Annotated in this window: 11 protein-coding genes; 7 read left to right on the forward strand and 4 right to left on the reverse strand. The window is 71.1% G+C overall.

Annotation, left to right across the window (positions count from 1 at the left end; genetic code table 11):
* Positions 1–224: 224 nt before the first annotated feature.
* Positions 225–1,790 (forward strand): APC family permease, encoded by a 1,566-nt coding sequence (locus F0344_RS20875; protein ID WP_185300255.1) that lies wholly within the window; start codon positions 225–227, stop codon positions 1,788–1,790.
* Positions 1,791–1,847: 57 nt separating this feature from the next.
* On the opposite strand, the gene F0344_RS20880 is transcribed toward F0344_RS20875, so the two are convergent.
* The gene (locus F0344_RS20880) at positions 1,848–2,579 is read right to left on the reverse strand and encodes a siderophore-interacting protein (protein ID WP_185300256.1); all 732 of its coding nucleotides are present in this window, start codon (positions 2,577–2,579) and stop codon (positions 1,848–1,850) included.
* Between the two features lie 120 nt (positions 2,580–2,699).
* Here F0344_RS20880 and F0344_RS20885 point away from each other — a divergent pair, with 120 nt between their 5' ends.
* Both F0344_RS20885 and F0344_RS20890 read left to right on the forward strand, forming a co-directional pair.
* A complete protein-coding gene (locus F0344_RS20885) occupies positions 2,700–5,438 on the forward strand; it encodes a GNAT family N-acetyltransferase (RefSeq protein ID WP_185300257.1) in 2,739 nt (912 codons plus the stop codon).
* A gap of 333 nt (positions 5,439–5,771) precedes the next feature.
* A complete protein-coding gene (locus tag F0344_RS20890; RefSeq protein WP_258050223.1) occupies positions 5,772–7,130 on the forward strand; it encodes an IS4 family transposase in 1,359 nt (452 codons plus the stop codon).
* Between the two features lie 102 nt (positions 7,131–7,232).
* Here the strand turns inward: F0344_RS20890 and F0344_RS20895 are convergent, their stop codons facing one another.
* Positions 7,233–8,126: a DUF4344 domain-containing metallopeptidase gene (locus tag F0344_RS20895; RefSeq protein WP_185300258.1), complete on the reverse strand. Its 894-nt coding sequence runs from the start codon at positions 8,124–8,126 to the stop codon at positions 7,233–7,235.
* 162 nt (positions 8,127–8,288) lie between these two features.
* Here F0344_RS20895 and F0344_RS20900 point away from each other — a divergent pair, with 162 nt between their 5' ends.
* Positions 8,289–9,134: an LLM class F420-dependent oxidoreductase gene (locus F0344_RS20900; protein ID WP_185300259.1), complete on the forward strand. Its 846-nt coding sequence runs from the start codon at positions 8,289–8,291 to the stop codon at positions 9,132–9,134.
* 288 nt (positions 9,135–9,422) lie between these two features.
* Positions 9,423–10,907, forward strand: coding sequence for a peptidoglycan D,D-transpeptidase FtsI family protein (locus F0344_RS20905; protein WP_185300260.1), 1,485 nt, complete (start codon positions 9,423–9,425; stop codon positions 10,905–10,907).
* Between the two features lie 153 nt (positions 10,908–11,060).
* Here the strand turns inward: F0344_RS20905 and F0344_RS20910 are convergent, their stop codons facing one another.
* Complete coding sequence (locus tag F0344_RS20910; protein ID WP_185300261.1) at positions 11,061–12,929, reverse strand: serine/threonine-protein kinase; 1,869 nt, start codon at positions 12,927–12,929, stop codon at positions 11,061–11,063.
* Positions 12,930–12,991: 62 nt separating this feature from the next.
* Between F0344_RS20910 and F0344_RS20915 the strand changes: the two genes are divergently transcribed.
* A complete protein-coding gene (locus F0344_RS20915; protein WP_185300262.1) occupies positions 12,992–13,585 on the forward strand; it encodes a TetR/AcrR family transcriptional regulator in 594 nt (197 codons plus the stop codon).
* 213 nt (positions 13,586–13,798) lie between these two features.
* Here the strand turns inward: F0344_RS20915 and F0344_RS20920 are convergent, their stop codons facing one another.
* Positions 13,799–14,491 carry an HAD family hydrolase gene (locus tag F0344_RS20920; protein WP_185302804.1) on the reverse strand — a complete coding sequence of 231 codons (693 nt, stop codon included), beginning with the start codon at positions 14,489–14,491 and terminating at the stop codon, positions 13,799–13,801.
* Between the two features lie 119 nt (positions 14,492–14,610).
* Here F0344_RS20920 and F0344_RS20925 point away from each other — a divergent pair, with 119 nt between their 5' ends.
* Positions 14,611–17,199 (forward strand): bifunctional FO biosynthesis protein CofGH, encoded by a 2,589-nt coding sequence (locus tag F0344_RS20925; RefSeq protein ID WP_185300263.1) that lies wholly within the window; start codon positions 14,611–14,613, stop codon positions 17,197–17,199.
* The last annotated feature ends 288 nt before the right edge of the window (positions 17,200–17,487 follow it).

Consider the following 17,487-nt stretch of genomic DNA (forward strand, 5'->3'; position numbering starts at 1 on the left):
GCAATGCGGACAGCCGTGGGAAACTTTTGAACCCGGACATAACGGACAGTGCTGCGGTTCTCGTACGCGCCTGGGTTTGCCCGTGGATCTCTCATCGAGAGGCGATCTCTCTCGTGGACCTTGAATTCCTCAACTCTTAAGCCGATATTCACGTTCAATCAAAGGGTGAGACAGCGGAGTCTCACCCTCCGGATGTGGATATCGCAGCGCATAACGTCCTCTCCATGACTCAGCTGGACACGCGGCCACAGGCCGGAGACACGGTACGGGGAACGACCCCTGCCGACGGCGGTGTACGCGGCAAGGGCCTCGGTGGCAACTCCGTGGGTCTGATGGGCAGCGCCGTCATCGGTGTCTCCACCGTCGCCCCCGTGTACTGCCTGACGTCCACGCTCGGCGCCACCGCCGGTGAGGTCGGCGTGCAGATGCCCGCCGTCTTCCTCGCGGGCTTCCTGCCGATGCTGCTGGTCGCCTTCGCCTACCGCGAGCTCAACAGGGCCATGCCGGACTGCGGCACCTCCTTCACCTGGACGGTGAAGGCGTTCGGTCCGCGCGTCGGCTGGATGTGCGGCTGGGGCCTGGTCATCGCGACGATCATCGTCCTGTCGAACCTGGCGGGCGTCGCCACCTCGTACTTCTGGCTCCTGGCGGGCGAGATCAGCGGCAGCGGCGCGGTCGCCGCCCTGGACGACAGCAAGCCGGTCCACATCCTCACCTGTCTCGTCCTCGTCGCTGTCGCCACGGCGATCAGCTATCGGGGGATGACGGCCACGAAGGGCATCCAGTACGCCTTGGTCGGCCTCCAGCTCGTGGTGCTCGCCGTCTTCGTGGTGATGGCGTTCCAGAAGGCCGGCAGCGGCACGTTCGACACGGGTCTCGACTTCTCCTGGTCCTGGATGAACCCGTTCGCCGTCCAGTCCTTCGCCGCCTTCACGGCCGGTCTCTCGCTCTCGATCTTCATGTACTGGGGCTGGGACGCCTGCATGACGACGAACGAGGAGACCGTCGGCAGCGCCAGGACCCCCGGCCGGGCCGCCCTCATCGCGATGGTCGTCCTCGTCGGCTCCTACCTGGCCACCGGCATCGCCGCCCAGATGATGGTCGGATCCGGCGACAAGGGCCTCGGCCTCGCCAACCCGGAGACCTCCGACAACGTCTTCGCCGCACTCGCGGGCCCGGTCATGGGCCCCGGCCTCGGCATCCTGCTCTTCGTCGCGGTCCTCGCGTCGGCCGCCGCGAGCCTGCAGACCACGTTCATCCCGGTGGCCCGCACGGTGCTGGCGATGTCCGCGTACGAGGCACTGCCCGCCTCGTACGCCAAGGTCCACCCGCGCTTCAGGACCCCGGGCCGCGCGACGGTCACGGCGGGCGTCGCCACCGGCACGTTCTACACGGTCATGACGCTGGTCAGCGAGAACGTCCTCGTCGACACGATCTACGCGCTCGGCCTCATGATCTGCTTCTACTACTCGATCACCGCGTTCGCCTGCGCCTGGTACTTCCGCGACGAACTGTTCCGCTCCGCACGCGACTTCGTCTACAAGGGCCTGTGCCCGGTCCTCGGCGGCGTCCTGCTGGGCGCGGTCTTCGTCAAGACCCTGTACGACATGTGGGACCCGGCGTACGGGTCCGGCTCGTCCGTCCTCGGTATGGGATCGGTCTTCGTCATCGCCGTCGGACTGCTGCTGCTCGGCGGAGTCCTGATGACCGTGATGCGGCGGCGCAGCCCGGCGTTCTTCCGCGGCGAGGTGCTCAGGCGGGAGACCCCGGCGCTGGTCGTCGCGGACTGAACGAGCGGTGCCGGGCCCCCTCGACGGGGGCACGGCGGCCCCGGGGTCCGGGAGCGCTCAGCTCGCGCGCCAGTAGCCCAGGGCGTTCACACGGTCCTTGGGGACGGCCAGGTCCTTGCGGGCGAACGTGCTCAGGGCCCTGGTCGTCGCCGTGTCGCAGGCGATCCAGACGTACGCGTCGGACGGGTCCTCACCGAGCAGCCCCGGCAGGGCTTCCTTCACCTCGGCCACCAGGTGCGCGCCCGCGTCACGGCGCGGGACCCGGTGCAGCGTGTGGTGGGCCGGGTCGAGGCGGAACGGCAGCTTCTCGTCGGAGGCGTGTGCCGTCTCGAACCAGATCGTCGCCGGGGTCCCCGGGACCGCGGCCAGCAGCGAGTTGACCGCCGGGAGCGACGCCGCGTCACCGATCACGAAGAGCCGGGCGGGGCCGGGGTCGGGAAGGCTGAAGGCGGTGCCCTGGAGGGTCGCGTCGATGGTGTCGCCCGGCGCGGCGGTACGCGCCCAGTCGCTCGCGACACCGTCGTGGAGCGCGAACTCCAGGCTGAACGTTCCGGCGGCCGGGTCCGGGTCGACCAGGGTGTAGGCGCGCTGGTGGGGCTTTCCGGCGTCCTCGAACCAGATGCGCACCCACATCGTGGGGTGTGCGCCGCCGGTCGCGGCGAGCAGTCCGCCGTCCTTCATATGCACCCGGTGGAAGTCCTCGGTGACCTGTTCGGCCCCCGTCACGGTGAACGTGAAATCGCGCCCCCGCATCAACTTGAGGACGACGCCCTCCCAGCCATGACCCACGACTGTTCCCTTCCCTGTTCCCCGCCCGAAATACGCTTTAGGTTAGGCTAACCTAAATTGCAGGGTCCGGGGAGTGGCTGAAAAGCGCCGGAAAGCGGCGCCGGGAGTGGGGCGAGGACTGTGGGCGGACCAGGGGCCGGGGAGTCGGGATTCGACGTCTTCAGGGACGACTGGGGGATACCCCACCTCCGGGCCGGCGGTCCTCTCGCGCTGGCCCGCGCGCAGGGCCACAACGCGGCTGCCGACCGCGCCTGGCAGATCGAGACCGAACGTCACCGGCTCCAGGGCACGACGGCCGCGTTCCTCGGCGAGGAAGCGCTCGCCTGGGACCGGTTCGCCCGGCAGGCCCGCCTCCAGGACACCGCCCGCCGCTGTTTCGGCCGCCTGTCCCGCACCGACCCGGAGACCGCCGCCTGGGTATCCGCGTACGTCGACGGGGTCAACGCCGGACTCGGTGAAGGCGCCGCGTCCGCACCGGAGTTCGCCGCCGCGGGGATCGCTCCCGGCCGGTGGGAGCCGTGGACCCCGCTCGGCGTCTGGCTCTCCACCCACATCCTGTTCGCCGGCTTCCCCACGAAACTGTGGCGTGAAGAGGTCGCCCGAAGACTCGGCGACGACGCGATCACCCTCTTCGCCATGGACGGTCCAGGCACCTCGGGAAGCAACGGCTGGCTCCTCGCCGGGGAGCGCACCGTCTCCGGCGCCCCCGTCATCGCGGGCGACCCGCACCGCTTCATCGAGGACCCCGGGGTCTACCAGCAGATCCGCCTGGCCTGCCCGGAGTTCGACGTCGTGGGCCTCGCCGTCCCGGGCGTCCCCGGCCTCGCGCACTTCGGCCACACGGGCGGCGTCGCCTGGGCCATCACCAACGCCATGGCCGACTACCAGGACCTGTACCGGGAGCGGCTGCGGCGCACGGAGGGCGGCGGTGTCGAGGCGCTCGGCCCCGACGGCTGGGAGACGGCCGGCACGCACACCGAGACGATCGCCGTGGCGGGCGGCGCACCCGTGACGGTCGAGATCGTCGAGACCGCGCGCGGCCCGGTGATCGCCGGAGGCCCGGACGCCGGGGCCGACGGGGCCTCGCTCGCTCTGCGCCACCCGCCGCGGGTCACCGGGGAGCTCGGCTTCGAGGTGCTGCCCGCGCTCCTGCGGGCCCGTACCGTCGCCGACCTCGACACCGCACTCGACGGCTGGGTCGAACCCGTCAACGTCGTCCTCGCCGCCGACACGGCCGGCGCGACCCTGCACCGCGTCGCCGGGTACGTACCGCTGCGGCCACGCGACAACCAGCTGCGGGTCGTCCCCGCCCACGACCCCGCGTACGCCTGGCGCGGCCGTCACACGCCCCTGCCGCGCACCGGGTCGGGCGCGGATGCGACCGGCACGGCGGTCATGGCCAACGAGCGCGGGCTCGCCGCCCCGCTCGGCGTCGAGTTCGCTCCCGCGCACCGGGCCGAGCGCATCCGTGAGCTCCTCGACGGGAAGGAGCGCTGGACCGCCGAAGGCATGGCCGGAATCCACGTCGACACCCACCTCGCGTCCGCACGGCCCCTGTTGGGCCTGCTGGCCGAGACGGCCGCCCTCGGTCAGGAGGCGGCGGTACTGCGGGGCAGGCTGCTGCGCTGGGACCGCCACATGGACGCCGACAGCACGGACGCCACGCTCTACTCGGCGCTCCGCGCTGAGGTCGTCCACCGTCTGGCCGCGCATCCCGCCCTCGCCGCCGTGACGGGCGACGCCGACCCCGTCCGCGGCACGGCGCACCCCGAGCTGTTCCGCCCCTGGCTCGCCGCCGTGCCCAGGATCGGTTTCGCCCTGGAGACACTGATCGGCCACCAGCTCTTCCCGTACGAGGACCGGTTGGCGGCGGTCACCGAAGCCGTGGAGGCCGTCGCGGCCCGGTACGGCGACGGGAATCCGCCCCCGCCCTGGGGCGAGGTGCACCGCCTCGCGCCCTGGCAGGCGTGGCCCGGCACGGACCCCGACCCGGAGGCGAGCCGGCCGGGACTGGCGGGCGACCACGACTGCGTGCTGTCCACCTCCAGCGTCCCCGGCATCACCGACCGCAGCGCCCGCGGCCCGGCCGCCCGCTACGTATGGGACCTGGCGTGCCGCGAGGACAGCCTGTGGGTGACCCCGTTCGGGGCGTCCGGGATACCCGGCGACGCCCACCACCGTGACCAGCTCCCGCTCTGGACCCGGGGAGAACTCGTCCCCGTCGTCACCGACTGGAGTCTGCTGCACCGCGACGACCGACCCGAGGAGACAGCCGAAGTGACCGCAGCCGCCCGCGCCTTTGTCCCGGCCCAGCGCGAGACCGTGTACGAGCAGGAGGTCGAGGGCCTCGGGACCGTACGCCTCGTCGCCATCGACCCGGCCGCCGACCTCGACCTGATCCACAGCTGGGTCTCCGAGGAGCGTGCCCGCTTCTGGGGCATGACCGACTCGACCCGCGAAGAGGTCCTGGAGGCGTACACCTTCCTGGACTCGCTGACCACGCACCACGGCTTCCTGGCGCTCCGGGACGGCGTACCGGTCGCGATCTTCCAGACGTACGACCCGGCGGAGGACCCGCTGGGCGAGTGCTACGAGGTGCTGCCCGGCGACTTCGGCGTGCACCTCCTCGTGGGCCCCGGTGACACCGTCGAGCCCGGTTTCACCGGCCACCTGCTCTCCGTGCTCGTCAGCCACGTCTTCAGCGACCCGGCGCATCTGCGGGTGGTCGTCGAGCCGGACGCGCGCAACGAGCGGGCGGTCGCCCGGATGGCCAGGGCGGGGTTCGAGCTCGGCCCGGAGATCGAGAAGCCGGAGAAGCGGGCGCGGCTGGCGTTCCTGCGCAGGCCCGCGGGCGTCTAGGTCCTGTCTGGAGTTCCCCCGCGGCGTCGCGGCGTCCGGCACCGCCGCCTCCGGCGTTGTCGTCAGTCGCGAGGGCTCCGCCATCGCTCCCTCCTCCGCCTTGGATTCGACGGTACCGGACGCCGCTCCTTCTCCCGCGCTGGAACTCCAGACAGGACCTAGGCTCAATGCCGTTCGGTTAGGGGTTCGGTCAGCGGCGCAAACTCTCGGCGTTTCGGCTGGTGATACGGGTGCAGCCCCTGTAGTGGTTCTCGGGTCCGCCAAGACTCGTGTTCCTCCACAAGGGCTGCAGTGTCTGATTCTGTCATTACGCATGCCCCCGGTGTCTTTGCCGTGGGGCACTTGGGCGAGTTGACCCAGGTTGTCCCGTTCGATCTAGTCGACGAGGCACTCGCATCCGCAGGTGGTCTGCAGCAGCGGGTTCGACGGCTGCCGTCGCGGGTGGTGGTCTACCTCCTGCTCGCAGGCGCACTGTTCACCGGGCTCGGCTGGACCGGGATCTGGTCCCGGCTGACCGCCTCACTGCCCGCGCCGCTGCCCGTGCCAGCGGGTTCATCGATCACGGCCGCGATGCGACGGGTCGGCCCCAAACCATTGAAAGCACTGTTCGACCTGGTCAAAGGCCCCGCAGCGGTGACCGCGACACAGACGACACGGTTCGCGGGCAGGCTGGTCGTCGCGATCGACGGAACCCAGCTCGCCCTGCCGGACACACCCGCGAACCTCGCGGTGTTCCCCAAGGCGAAGGCAGGACAGAACGGGCCGTCCGGATACCCGATGCTGCGCCTGGTCACGCTGGTGGCCTGCGGGACCCGAACCCTCATGGACGCCGTCTTCGGCACCGACGCGACCGGCGAGCTGACCTACGCCCGAGACCTGATCACCACCGCGGGCACGACCGGAGCACTACGGCCCGGGACGCTGCTTCTGGGTGACCGGAACTTCTCAGCCACCGCCTTCGTGCGCACGGTCGCGTCCACGGGCGCGGACTTCCTCATCCGCGCCAAGACCCACAGCACCGCGCTCAAGCTGCCGATCCTGCGTCGTCTGCCCGACGGAACGTTCCTGTCCCGCATAGGCGAAGTCACCGTCCGCGTCATCGACGCCACCATCACCCTCGCCCCCACCGACGGCGCCGACAAGCGTCCCGCCACCCACAGCACCTACCGGCTCGTCACCAGTCTGCTCGACCCCGACGAGGCACCCGCCACCGCTCTGGTCAGGCTCTACCGCGAACGCTGGGAGATCGAGACCAGCTACTGCGAGCTGAAATCGACCATCCTCGGCGGCAGAGTCCTGCGCGGCCGCTACCCGGCAGCCGTCACCCAGGAAACCTGGGCGCTTCTGGTCGCCTACCAGGCACTACGCACCGCGATGAGCGACGCCGTCCTGCACCGGCCCAACATCGACCCCGACCGCACCGCATTCACCATCGCGCTGAACACGGCACGTGACCAGATCATCCGTGCCGCCGGCATCATCCCCCACACCAGGATCGACCTCGTCGGCCGGATCGGCACCGCCATACTCAACGGCCTCCTACCCGCCCGCCGAGACCGGTCCCGGCCCCGCGTGAAGAAACGAGCGATCAGCTCCAAGTACCGCGCCGTCGGCCGCAACATCGACCACCGCACCCACAGGACCACCGTCCACATCGAGATCAACGCATTGCCAAGCCCACCGGACGGCTAACCGAACGGCATTGGACCTAGGCTGACCTAGGCTTTCGTTTGGATCATGCCGGGCTCGCGGCCTGATCCAGACGAAAGACCCCAGCGCCCTGACCGGGCAGGGTCACTTGAGATACGGCTCAAGGGCCTTGCCCCAGGTCTTCGCCACCTCCTTGTAGGCCTGCTCGCAGCCCTTGCTCCGCTTCTCGGGCAGCACGTCCGGAGCGATCAGGTCCGCGTACCCCTCGGGGTCGGAGCCGTACACCCAGCAGGCCCAGGCGTGGAACCGCTTCTCGTCCACGGCGTGGTCATCGGCGAAAGCGGTCCGGGCGTCGCTCCGCGCGTCCTGGCGCGCCATCACCGCCCAGCCGTCCACGATGCCGCTGACGAGCCGCTTGTCGTCGTCGCCCGTGGTGAGGAGTGTGGCGGAGAGCTGGTCCACGGCCTCCTCCTCGTCCCCGTCGGACGACAGGCCGTTCATCGCGATCAGCCCGTGGCCCAGTGCGTGCACGACGACGCCCTGGGTCAGGCCGACGAGACCGGGTCCTGGGGGCGTCCCGAAGGCCGGCTCGACCCGGCCCAGGAACTCGTAGCAGTAGGTGATCGCCCGCGCCGTCGGGTCCCAGTACGCGTCGGTCGTGCCGCAGCTCTTCGCCTCGACGGGCACGTTGTAGGGGAGCGCGACGCGGCGGTTCACATACGCGGCGATGTCCTCCAGGGCCTTGTTCTTCCGGAGGAACGCCTCCGTCTCCCGGTCGGCCGCCGTCAGCCCCTCCGTGAACGACACGACCAGCTCACCCTTCCCCGCGGGCGCGGCAGCCCTCGCCTGGGCCGCCGCGGTGTCCGCGGAGGGCTCGGCGGCGCCGCTGCCGCTCCGCGCGCCGCCGGAGGAGCAGCCCGCCGACGCCAGCCCCAGTACGGCGGCCAGCACCGCAGCCCCGGCCGCCCGCCGTACCGCCCGCGTCCCGGCCGGCGCACCCCTCCACGAGCCGTTCCAGGTCCGTGCCCGGGTTCGCATCGAAACTCAGCCCCTCACGATCGGCGATCGGTCCCTCCACGAAGGTCCGGGACACCACCGGTGAGGGCCAGCGTTCGGGGACTGTTCGGGTGAACGCCCGGACTCCGGGAATCCGGCGGCATACGTTTGAGCCCCACCGGTCGACGACGGAGGTGTCCTCGCATGAGGCTCGCCACAACGATCTTCCTCACCGACGAGACGATCACACCGGTCGCGCTCGCACGTGAACTGGAACAGCGGGGGTTCGCCGGGCTCTATCTGCCCGAGCACACCCACATCCCGGTGAGCCGGGAGTCGCCCTACCCGGCGGGCGGCGAGCTGCCCGCCGAGTACGGCAGGACCCTGGACCCCTTCGTCGCCCTCGGCCAGGCGGCGGCCGTGACGGAACGCCTCACGCTCGGCACCGGCATCACGCTGATCGCCCAGCACGACCCGATCGACCTGGCCAAGCAGGTCGCCACGCTCGACCACCTCTCCGGTGGCCGCTTCACCCTCGGGATCGGCTACGGGTGGAACGTCGAGGAGGCCGCCGACCACGGGGTCGACTGGTCGAAGCGGCGGGCTCTCGGCCATGACCGGCTGGCTCTCATGCGGGCGCTGTGGGCGACCGAACCGACGGCGTACGAGGGCGAGTACGGCTCCGTGCGGGCGAGCACGGCGTATCCGAAGCCGGTCCAGGAACCGCGCGGGCCCGTGACCGGACCGCGCACCCTGATCGGCGGAGCCGCGGGTCCCAAGCTGTTCGCGCGGATCGCGGAGTCCGCGGACGGCTGGCTGCCGATCGGCGGGCGGGGCCTCTCGCAGTCCGTACCGGAGCTGCGGAGGGTCTGGGAGGCGGCGGGCCGGGACCCGCAGCACCTCCAGGTGGTGCCGTACGCGGTCCTCCCGAGCCCGGGGAAGCTGGCGCACTACGCGGACCTGGGCATCGAGGAGGTCGTCCTCCAGCTGCCTCCGGAGCCCGCGCCGGGGGTGCTGCGGGTGCTGGACGCCTACGCGGCGCACCTGTAGCGGGGCGGGCCGGACCGCGGGTGCGGTCCGGCCCCTGTCGTGCACGGGCTTCGCCCGGTTCGTGGAGGTGCGCCGACGGGAATGGCGCCGATCCGACCGCCGCGACAGGAACCTGACAAGCGCTTGACCTCGAGAGAACGGTCATAGCAGGACAAAGGTCGGTATCTGTGACCGGGCGAACCCCTCCCGCTGCAACCGGGTGAACCGAAGTGGCATCCTTCAACACTGAGATCGAAGCGCGGACCGCCTCACCTCACGTGAGGGGCCGCCTGGGAGTAGGGGGAGCCGTTGAACAGGCCGCTGCGGCACATCGCCATCTTCTGCGGGCTGTTGATGCTGGCCCTGTTACTGCGCGCCAACTGGCTGCAGTTCGCCGAGCGCGAGGAGCTCGCCAACCACGAGTACAACCGGCGCGTCAAGATCACGCAGTTCGCCACCCCGCGCGGTGACATCATCGTCGGCGGCGAGGCGGTGACCGGGTCGAAGGCCGTGGACGGCGCCGAATTCAAGTACAAGCGCACCTTCAAGAACGGACCGATGTACGCCCCGGTCACCGGGTACGCCTCACAGGCGCAGGGCATGTCCCTCCTGGAGAACACGTACGACGAGGTGCTCAGCGGCCAGGACGAGCGGTTCGCCTTCCGGCATGCCAAGGACATCCTCACCGGGGATCCGCGGCGCGGCGGCGATGTGATCACGACCATCGACCCGAAGGCGCAGGAGGCCGCGTACAAGGGGCTGACCGCCATCGAGGCCCGTGGCGCGGTCGTCGCCCTCGACCCGGCCACCGGCAAGGTCCTCGCGCTCGCCTCCACCCCCTCGTACGACCCCGGGGTCTTCGCCGGGAACTCCTTCAAGGAGGGCGACAAATACCAGGCGCTCGAGAAGGACAAGGGCAAGCCGCTCGCCAACCGTCCGCTGCGCGAGACCTACCCGCCCGGCTCGACCTTCAAGATCCTCACGGCCGCGGCGGCCCTTGAGCACGGTGTCGTCACGGATGTCGACGCCAGGACGGACGCGGTCTCCCCGTACCCCCTCCCGCTCTCCACGAACAAGATCAGCAGCGAGGCCGGCGACGCCGCCTGCAACAAGGCGTCCCTGAAGACGGCCATGCAGTACTCCTGCAACAACGTCTTCCTCGACGCGGCGGCCAAGCTGGGTGACGACAAGATGCGGGAGACGGCGGAGAAGTTCGGATTCAACTCCGACGTCTACTCCGAGGACTTCGGTGACCTGCTCGCCACGAAGAGCCTCTACCCGGAGGAACTGGACAAGCCGGGCACCGCGCTGACCGGCATGGGCCAGGGCTCGCTCACCAGCACCCCGATGCAGATGGCGATGGTCACGGCGGCCATGGCCAACAACGGCAAGCTGATGCAGCCGTACATCGTCGACGAACTCCGCGGCCCCGACGTCTCCTCCCTGGAGCAGAACGAGCCGCAGCTCATGAGCCAGGCCGTCTCCGAGGAGACCGCGAAGAAGGTCCAGGAGATGATGGAGTTCACCGCCAAGGAGGGCAGCGCCCAGCGCGCCCTGATCGACGGTGTGACGGTCGGCGGCAAGACCGGCACCGCGCAGCGGGGCGTGGACGTGCGCAAGGAGGTCCCGTACGGCTGGTTCGTCTCGTACGGCAAGAAGGCCGACGGGCAGTCGGTGGCGGTCGCGGTCTTCATCGACCCGACGGCGATGGACATCTCCCGCGAGCAGATCTCGGGTGGCAGCCTCGGTGCCCCGATCGCGAGGAACGTGATGAAGGCGGTGCTGGGGAAGTAGGCCCCCCGACCTACTTCCCCAGCGGTGCCCCAGGGCCTCCCTCGTAGGGCGCTGCCGGGTTTCCCCGGCCGGCGCCGCCCTGGGCTCTTCCCCCCTGGCAGGTGCCGCGCCTGGCTTCCCCCTCGCCGGCGCGGCACCGGGTCTCTGTACGGCCTAGCTCTGCCTCGTCCAGCGCTGCGACGCCTCTCCGGCGCACGTCGACGTCACCAGGAAACTGGTCGTACCCAGGTCGAGGCAGCCGCCGTTGTAGACGCTCACGAGGCTTCCGCCGGAACCGGTGCGCCAGTTCCGGCCGGCGTCCTGGGCACAGTCGCCCACGAAGACGGCCTGGCCGGGCATGTTGGCGTACAGGCACTGGCCGGTCTGCTGGTTGACGAGCTTGAAGCTGCCGTCCGAGCCGCTCCGTGTGGTCCACCGTGCGGTCGAATCCGAGCAGGGGCCGAGATCCGAGCCGCCGTACGTCTGCGTGATGCAGCCGTCGGTGTCGCCGTTGCGGTAGCGGTGGGTGCCGGAGGAGGGCGGTGGGGCGGCCGAGGACGGCGCCGAACCGCCTCCGCCGGAGGCGGCGCCGGAGTCGCCCGAGCCTGCCGGGTCGTCGGAGCCCCCGGGATCGTCGGAGCCGCCGGGGCTGCCCGAGCCGTCGTTCCCGTCGTCGCCCGCGCCGCCGGCCGAGACCTGGGAGGCCCCGTCCTGCTCCCTGCCTCCGCCGCCGGCCGCGTCGTTCGCGTCGGCCTCGTTCTTGAGGGCCCCGTTCTTGTCGCCGGCCTCGTCCCCCGCTTTGTCCTTGCCGTCCGGCTTCCCCGGTGACGCCGTGCCGGAGGAGCTCCCGCTCGACGTCGCCGCGGGATCGGCCGGTGCGGAGACGGAGGCCGACGGGTCGGTCTTCTCCGTGGCCCCGGGTGAGGAGATGTACGGGAGTAGCTGGAGCGCGAGGGTCGTGCCGCCCACCGTGACGACGACGGGGACGACGGCGAGGAAGGCGCGCTTGCGGCGGCGTTCGGGCCGTTCGGGGCGCTTGGAGCCTTCGACGACCGGCTGCGGCTCCTGTTCCGTTTCCGGCTTCGCCTTTCCGCCCGCCAGCGGGACGGTCGGTGTGTCGATCTTCTGCGTGACCGCGGCGAAGGCGGCCCGCTCGGCCAGCCGCTCCGAGATGACCGCAGGCCACGGCGGACCGGTGAACGGGCCCTGCCGGGCGGCGTGTTCGAGGAGCTCGGCGGCGGTCGGACGCCCGTCGGGGTCCTTGTCCAGGCAGGCCGCGACGAGGTCGGCGAGCGCCGGGTCCAGCTCCCGCAGGGGCTCAAGGACGGGCTCTTCGTGGACGATGCGGTAGAGCACACCGTGGCCCGAGTCCTCCCCGAAGGGCGGCCGGCCGCACGCGGCGTACGTGAGCGCCGAGGCGAGCGCGAAGACGTCGGTGGCGCCGCTCAGCCCCCGTGACCCCGAGGCCTGTTCGGGGGCCATGTAGGCGGGCGTTCCCACGACCATGCCGGTCCTGGTCAGCTGGCTCTGCTCGGTGGCCCGGGCCACGCCGAAGTCGATGAGGGTGAGCCCGTCGAGGGTCAGCATCAGGTTGGACGGTTTGATGTCCCGGTGAACCATGTCCAGTGCGTGCACCGAGGCCAGGGCGGCTGCCGTCTCCCGCAGCAGGAGCCACAGCGCCCGCGCGGGCAACGGGCCGCCGTGCAGGTCGACGGCCTGCCGCAGGGTGAGCCCGGGGACGTACGCCGTGGCGAACCACGGAGGCATGGCCGCGCGGTCGCTGGCGAGCAGTGGCGCGGTTGCCTCCGCCGGCAGCCGGGCCAGATTGTCGAGCTCGTGCCCGAACCGGCGCAGGAAGTCCCCGTCCTCGCCGACGACGGAGGAGAGCAACTGCTTGACGGCCACGTAACGGCCCTCGTGGACACCGAGGTAGACCCGCCCCATGCCACCGGCCCCGAGCCGCCCCGCAAGCGGGATGGACCCGATCCGGAGCGGGTCGCCGGCCTCCAGGGGCTCGGCCCCGCTTCCCTCCAGCTCGAACACGTCAGCCCCGTAGAATTGGAATCAGTTTCTAGAAATCTACTCTAGAACCGGTAAGGATCTCTATGACCCCCAAACAGCAACGCGGCACGGTGACGGCCGACTTGCTCCTCGACGCCGCTCTGCGCCTCTACGGCGCCGAGGGCGAACGGGGCATCACGGTGGGCGCGGTCACCAAGGCGAGCGGGGTCAGCCTGGGCAGCCTGTACCACCACTTCGGCAGCATCGACGGACTCGTCGCCGAGCTGATGCACCGCTGGCTGACCCGGCTGCTGGGCGATCTGTTCACGGCCTTGCAGGAGGCCCGCACCACGCAGGCGGCCATCCACGGTCTCGTGCGGGCCTATCTGGCCTTCGTCAAGGAACACCGGGATGCCGCGCTGCTCCTGCACTCCTCCACGGCCGACCAGCACAACATGTCCCGCGGCAAGGAGATCCGCGATACGCAGGAGGCCAGGCTCTCGGCCTTCGGCCTGTGGCTCGATCCACGCATCGAGAGCGGTGAACTCGCCCCGCTGCCTCACGCGTTGATCGAGTCCTTGGTCCTCGGTCCGGTCGTGGCCGTCGCCCGCCGCTGGCTCTCCGGCATCGACGACGTCGACCTCGACGAGGCCGCCCGCCTCCTGCCCGACCGGATCTGGCGATCACTGGCCCCGTGAGGGGTGCCTCCGGAGCGGCCCACGAGCGGGCGGGCCGGTCGGCGATCAGCAGGGCGGCGCCGGCCGGGCGGAAGCCGAGCCGGGCGAGCCCCCGCTGTTCGGCGAGGCGTTCCTGTGGACAGGGCTGTTCCGCCGGGCCGCCTCGACCGAATAGGCGGGACCGGACAGGAGGGGCGTGCTGGGCGGTACGTGTGCGATCGGCCGGGCGCGTCCCTACACCGACCTGAGCGCCCGGGACCGTGCGGGGGCCGGGGTCTTGTCCGTGACGGGTTCGGCGAGCAGCGACGGGAGTTCCGTCAGTGTCGTGAGGTGCCAGTCCGCCGTCTCCGTCACGTCCGGGTGCTCCGCCCACCAGTGGCCGTACGGGCCGCGCCGGATGTGCGCAGTCCGCAGGCCCAGGGCCTTGGCGGGGAACAGGTCGTTGGCCGGGTGGTCGCCCACGTACAGCGTGGCCCGGGGGTCGGCTTCCGCGGCGTCCAGTACGTGGGCGAAGAAGCCCGGATCCGGTTTGGCGACGCCCCACTCCTCCGAGGTGACGACCAGGTCCGCGGGGAGATCCAGGGCGCGGAGCAGTTCGCCCGCGCGCGCGGTCCGGTTGCCCGCGATCACGACCCGCAGGCCCAGCGCGCGCAGCTCGGCGAGGGCGGGGCGGACGTCGGGGTAGAGGTCCGACTCGTCCAGGTGCTCACCCCGGCCGGCCGCCGCACGGGCGTGCGCGGCCGCGGCGACGTCCATGCCGGGGCGCAGCAGCCGCAGCGCGTCGGTGCCCTCGCCGCCCTGGACGACCGCGGCGCCGACCATGGCGCTGAGTGTGTGCGGGGGGATGCCAAGCCAGTTGGCCCAGGACGCCCAGTAGCGGTCGTCGCGGATGAGTGTTTCGCCGATGCCGAGGACGATCGTTTCCATCACCGGGCCGAGCCTACGGGGCAAGCGGGGCATATCGGTCCAGGCGCCAGGGGTGCGGAGGAGGTCCCACCCGCCGGAGTGCCGGTCGGGGGCGGGTGCCTCGCTCGTATGCTCGGTTCATGACCGATCCTCAGCGCGGACGCCCGACCACCAACGCCATGCGGCGCGCACTCAAGCGCGCCCGGGACGGCGTCGCCCTCGATGTGACCGAGGCCGCCGTGCTGCTCCAGGCGCGCGGCGACGATCTGACGGACCTCGCCGGGTCCGCCGCCCGGGTGCGGGACGCCGGGCTCGACGCGGCGGGCCGGCCAGGCGTCATCACGTACTCCCGCAAGGTCTTCATCCCGTTGACGCGGCTGTGCCGCGACACGTGCCACTACTGCACGTTCGTGACCGTGCCGGGGAAGCTGCGGCGCGAGGGGCACGGGATGTTCCTGTCGCCCGACGAGGTCATCGACATCGCCCGCAAGGGTGCCGAAACGGGCTGCAAGGAGGCGCTGTTCACGCTCGGCGACCGGCCCGAGGACCGCTGGCCCGAGGCACGGGAGTGGCTGGAGGCCGAGGGGTACGACGACACGCTCGCGTACGTACGGGCGATGGCGATCCGGGTCCTGGAGGAGACGGGTCTCCTTCCGCACCTCAACCCGGGCGTACTGACGTGGACCGACCTTCAGCGGCTCAAGCCCGTCGCACCGTCCATGGGCATGATGCTGGAGACGACGGCGACCCGCCTGTGGTCCGAGCCCGGCGGCCCGCACCACGGCTCACCGGACAAGGAGCCCGCGGTGCGGCTGCGGGTGCTGGAGGACGCGGGCCGTTCCAACGTCCCGTTCACCACCGGCATCCTGATCGGGATCGGCGAGTCGTACGAGGAGCGCGCCGACTCCCTCTTCGAGCTGCGCAAGACGGCCCGCGCCTACCACGGCATCCAGGAAGTCATCGTGCAGAACTTCCGCGCCAAGCCGGACACGGCGATGCGCGGGATGCCGGACGCCGAACTGGAGGAACTGGCGGCGGCGATCGCCGTGGCCCGCCACATCCTCGGCCCGTCCGCCCGCATCCAGGCCCCGCCGAACCTCGTCGACGCGGAGTACGCCCTTCTCATCGGCGCGGGGATCGACGACTGGGGCGGCGTCTCGCCGCTCACCCCCGACCATGTGAACCCCGAGCGCCCCTGGCCGCACATCGACGAACTGGCCGCGAAGACCGCCGAGTCGGGCTTCCAGCTCCGTGAACGCCTCACCATCTACCCGGAGTTCGTCCAGCGCGGCGAGCCATGGCTCGACCCCCGACTCCTCCCGCACGTGCGGGCCCTCGCCGACCCGGAGACCGGGCTCGCGAAGGAGGGGGCGATCCCGGCGGGGCTGCCCTGGCAGGAGCCCGACGAGGGCTTCAGCGCCTCCGGCCGTACCGACCTGCACCGCACGATCGACACCGAGGGCCGCACCGGCGACCGGCGCGACGACTTCGACGAGGTGTACGGGGACTGGGAGGCCCTCCGTGAGGCGGCGGCGCCGGGCATGGTGCCGTCCCGCATCGACGGGGACGTACGCCAGGCCCTGAGCCAGGCCGCCGACGACCCGACGAAGCTCACCGACGAGCAGGCGCTCGCCCTGCTGCACGCGGACGGCCCGGCGCTCGACGAGCTGTGCCGGATCGCGGACACGCTGCGCCGGGACGTGGTCGGGGACGACATCACGTACATCGTCACGCGGAACATCAACTTCACCAACGTCTGCTACACCGGCTGCCGGTTCTGCGCCTTCGCCCAGCGGCGTACGGACGCCGACGCGTACACCCTCTCGCTCGACCAGGTCGCCGACCGTGCCGCACAGGCGTGGGACGTCGGCGCGGTCGAGGTCTGCATGCAGGGCGGCATCCACCCCGACCTGCCGGGCACGGCGTACTTCGACATCGCGCGGGCCGTGAAGGAACGCGTCCCCGGCATGCACGTGCACGCGTTCTCGCCGATGGAGGTCGTCAACGGGGCCACCCGCACCGGGCTCTCCGTCCGCGACTGGCTGACCGCCGCGAAGGAGGCGGGCCTGGACTCGATCCCCGGCACGGCGGCCGAGATCCTCGACGACGAGGTCCGCTGGGTCCTCACGAAGGGCAAACTGCCGACGGCCACCTGGCTCGAGGTCATCAGGACCGCCCACGAGGTGGGTCTGCGTTCGTCCTCGACCATGATGTACGGGCATGTCGACCAGCCGCGCCACTGGCTCGGACACCTGCGGACGCTGGCGAACCTCCAGCAGGAGACCGGCGGCTTCACCGAGTTCGTGACGCTGCCGTTCATCCACACCAACGCGCCCGTCTACCTGGCGGGCATCGCCCGACCCGGCCCGACCGACCGCGACAACCGCGCGGTCACCGCGATGGCCCGGCTCCTCCTGCACCCGCACATCACCAACATCCAGACGAGCTGGGTGAAGCTGGGCGCGGAGGGTGCGGCGGAGATGCTGCGCTCGGGCGCCAACGACGTGGGCGGCACCCTCATGGAGGAGACCATCTCCCGGATGGCCGGATCGGGTTACGGCTCCCACCGCTCCGTGCAGGACCTCGTCGCCATCGCCGACCTCGCGGGCCGCCCGGCGAAGCCGCGTACGACGCTGTACGGCGAGGTGCCGGCCGAGCGCGTCGCGTCGGCCGCCGCGTCGGACGGGCACCTGCCGGAGCTGCTGCCGCTCCTGCCGGAGAAGCCGTGATCACGCGTGGCACATGTGCTGCGCTGTGGCGCTGTGTGCCTACGCGGGCGAAGAGGACCTCGCGCTGATCAAGGAGGTCGCGGTCAGGACCGGCGCATCCGCGACAGCACCGGCCGGGAGATCCGGATACGGGTACGGGGAAGGGCTCGGCCGGCACGCTGAATGCGTCGCGGCCGGGCACGCCTCCCATTCCGGAAAACCATGAGGAATGCCGTTCAAAAGCTGCTCCGGCGAGCTACTGCGTACATTCCGTTCCACCCCTGATCGCGCCGTTCCCGTTCGATTACA

The organism is Streptomyces finlayi (genome assembly GCF_014216315.1).
Classification (GTDB): domain Bacteria; phylum Actinomycetota; class Actinomycetes; order Streptomycetales; family Streptomycetaceae; genus Streptomyces; species Streptomyces finlayi_A.

What these genes read in the sequence shown, in the direction of transcription:
- F0344_RS20875 (WP_185300255.1), top strand. Translation starts at nt 225, where the DNA reads ATGACTCAGCTGGACACGCGGCCACAGGCCGGAGACACGGTACGGGGA.
- F0344_RS20895 (WP_185300258.1), bottom strand. Translation starts at nt 8,126, where the DNA reads ATGCGAACCCGGGCACGGACCTGGAACGGCTCGTGGAGGGGTGCGCCG.
- F0344_RS20900 (WP_185300259.1), top strand. Translation starts at nt 8,289, where the DNA reads ATGAGGCTCGCCACAACGATCTTCCTCACCGACGAGACGATCACACCG.
- F0344_RS20915 (WP_185300262.1), top strand. Translation starts at nt 12,992, where the DNA reads ATGACCCCCAAACAGCAACGCGGCACGGTGACGGCCGACTTGCTCCTC.
- F0344_RS20920 (WP_185302804.1), bottom strand. Translation starts at nt 14,491, where the DNA reads ATGGAAACGATCGTCCTCGGCATCGGCGAAACACTCATCCGCGACGAC.
- F0344_RS20925 (WP_185300263.1), top strand. Translation starts at nt 14,611, where the DNA reads ATGACCGATCCTCAGCGCGGACGCCCGACCACCAACGCCATGCGGCGC.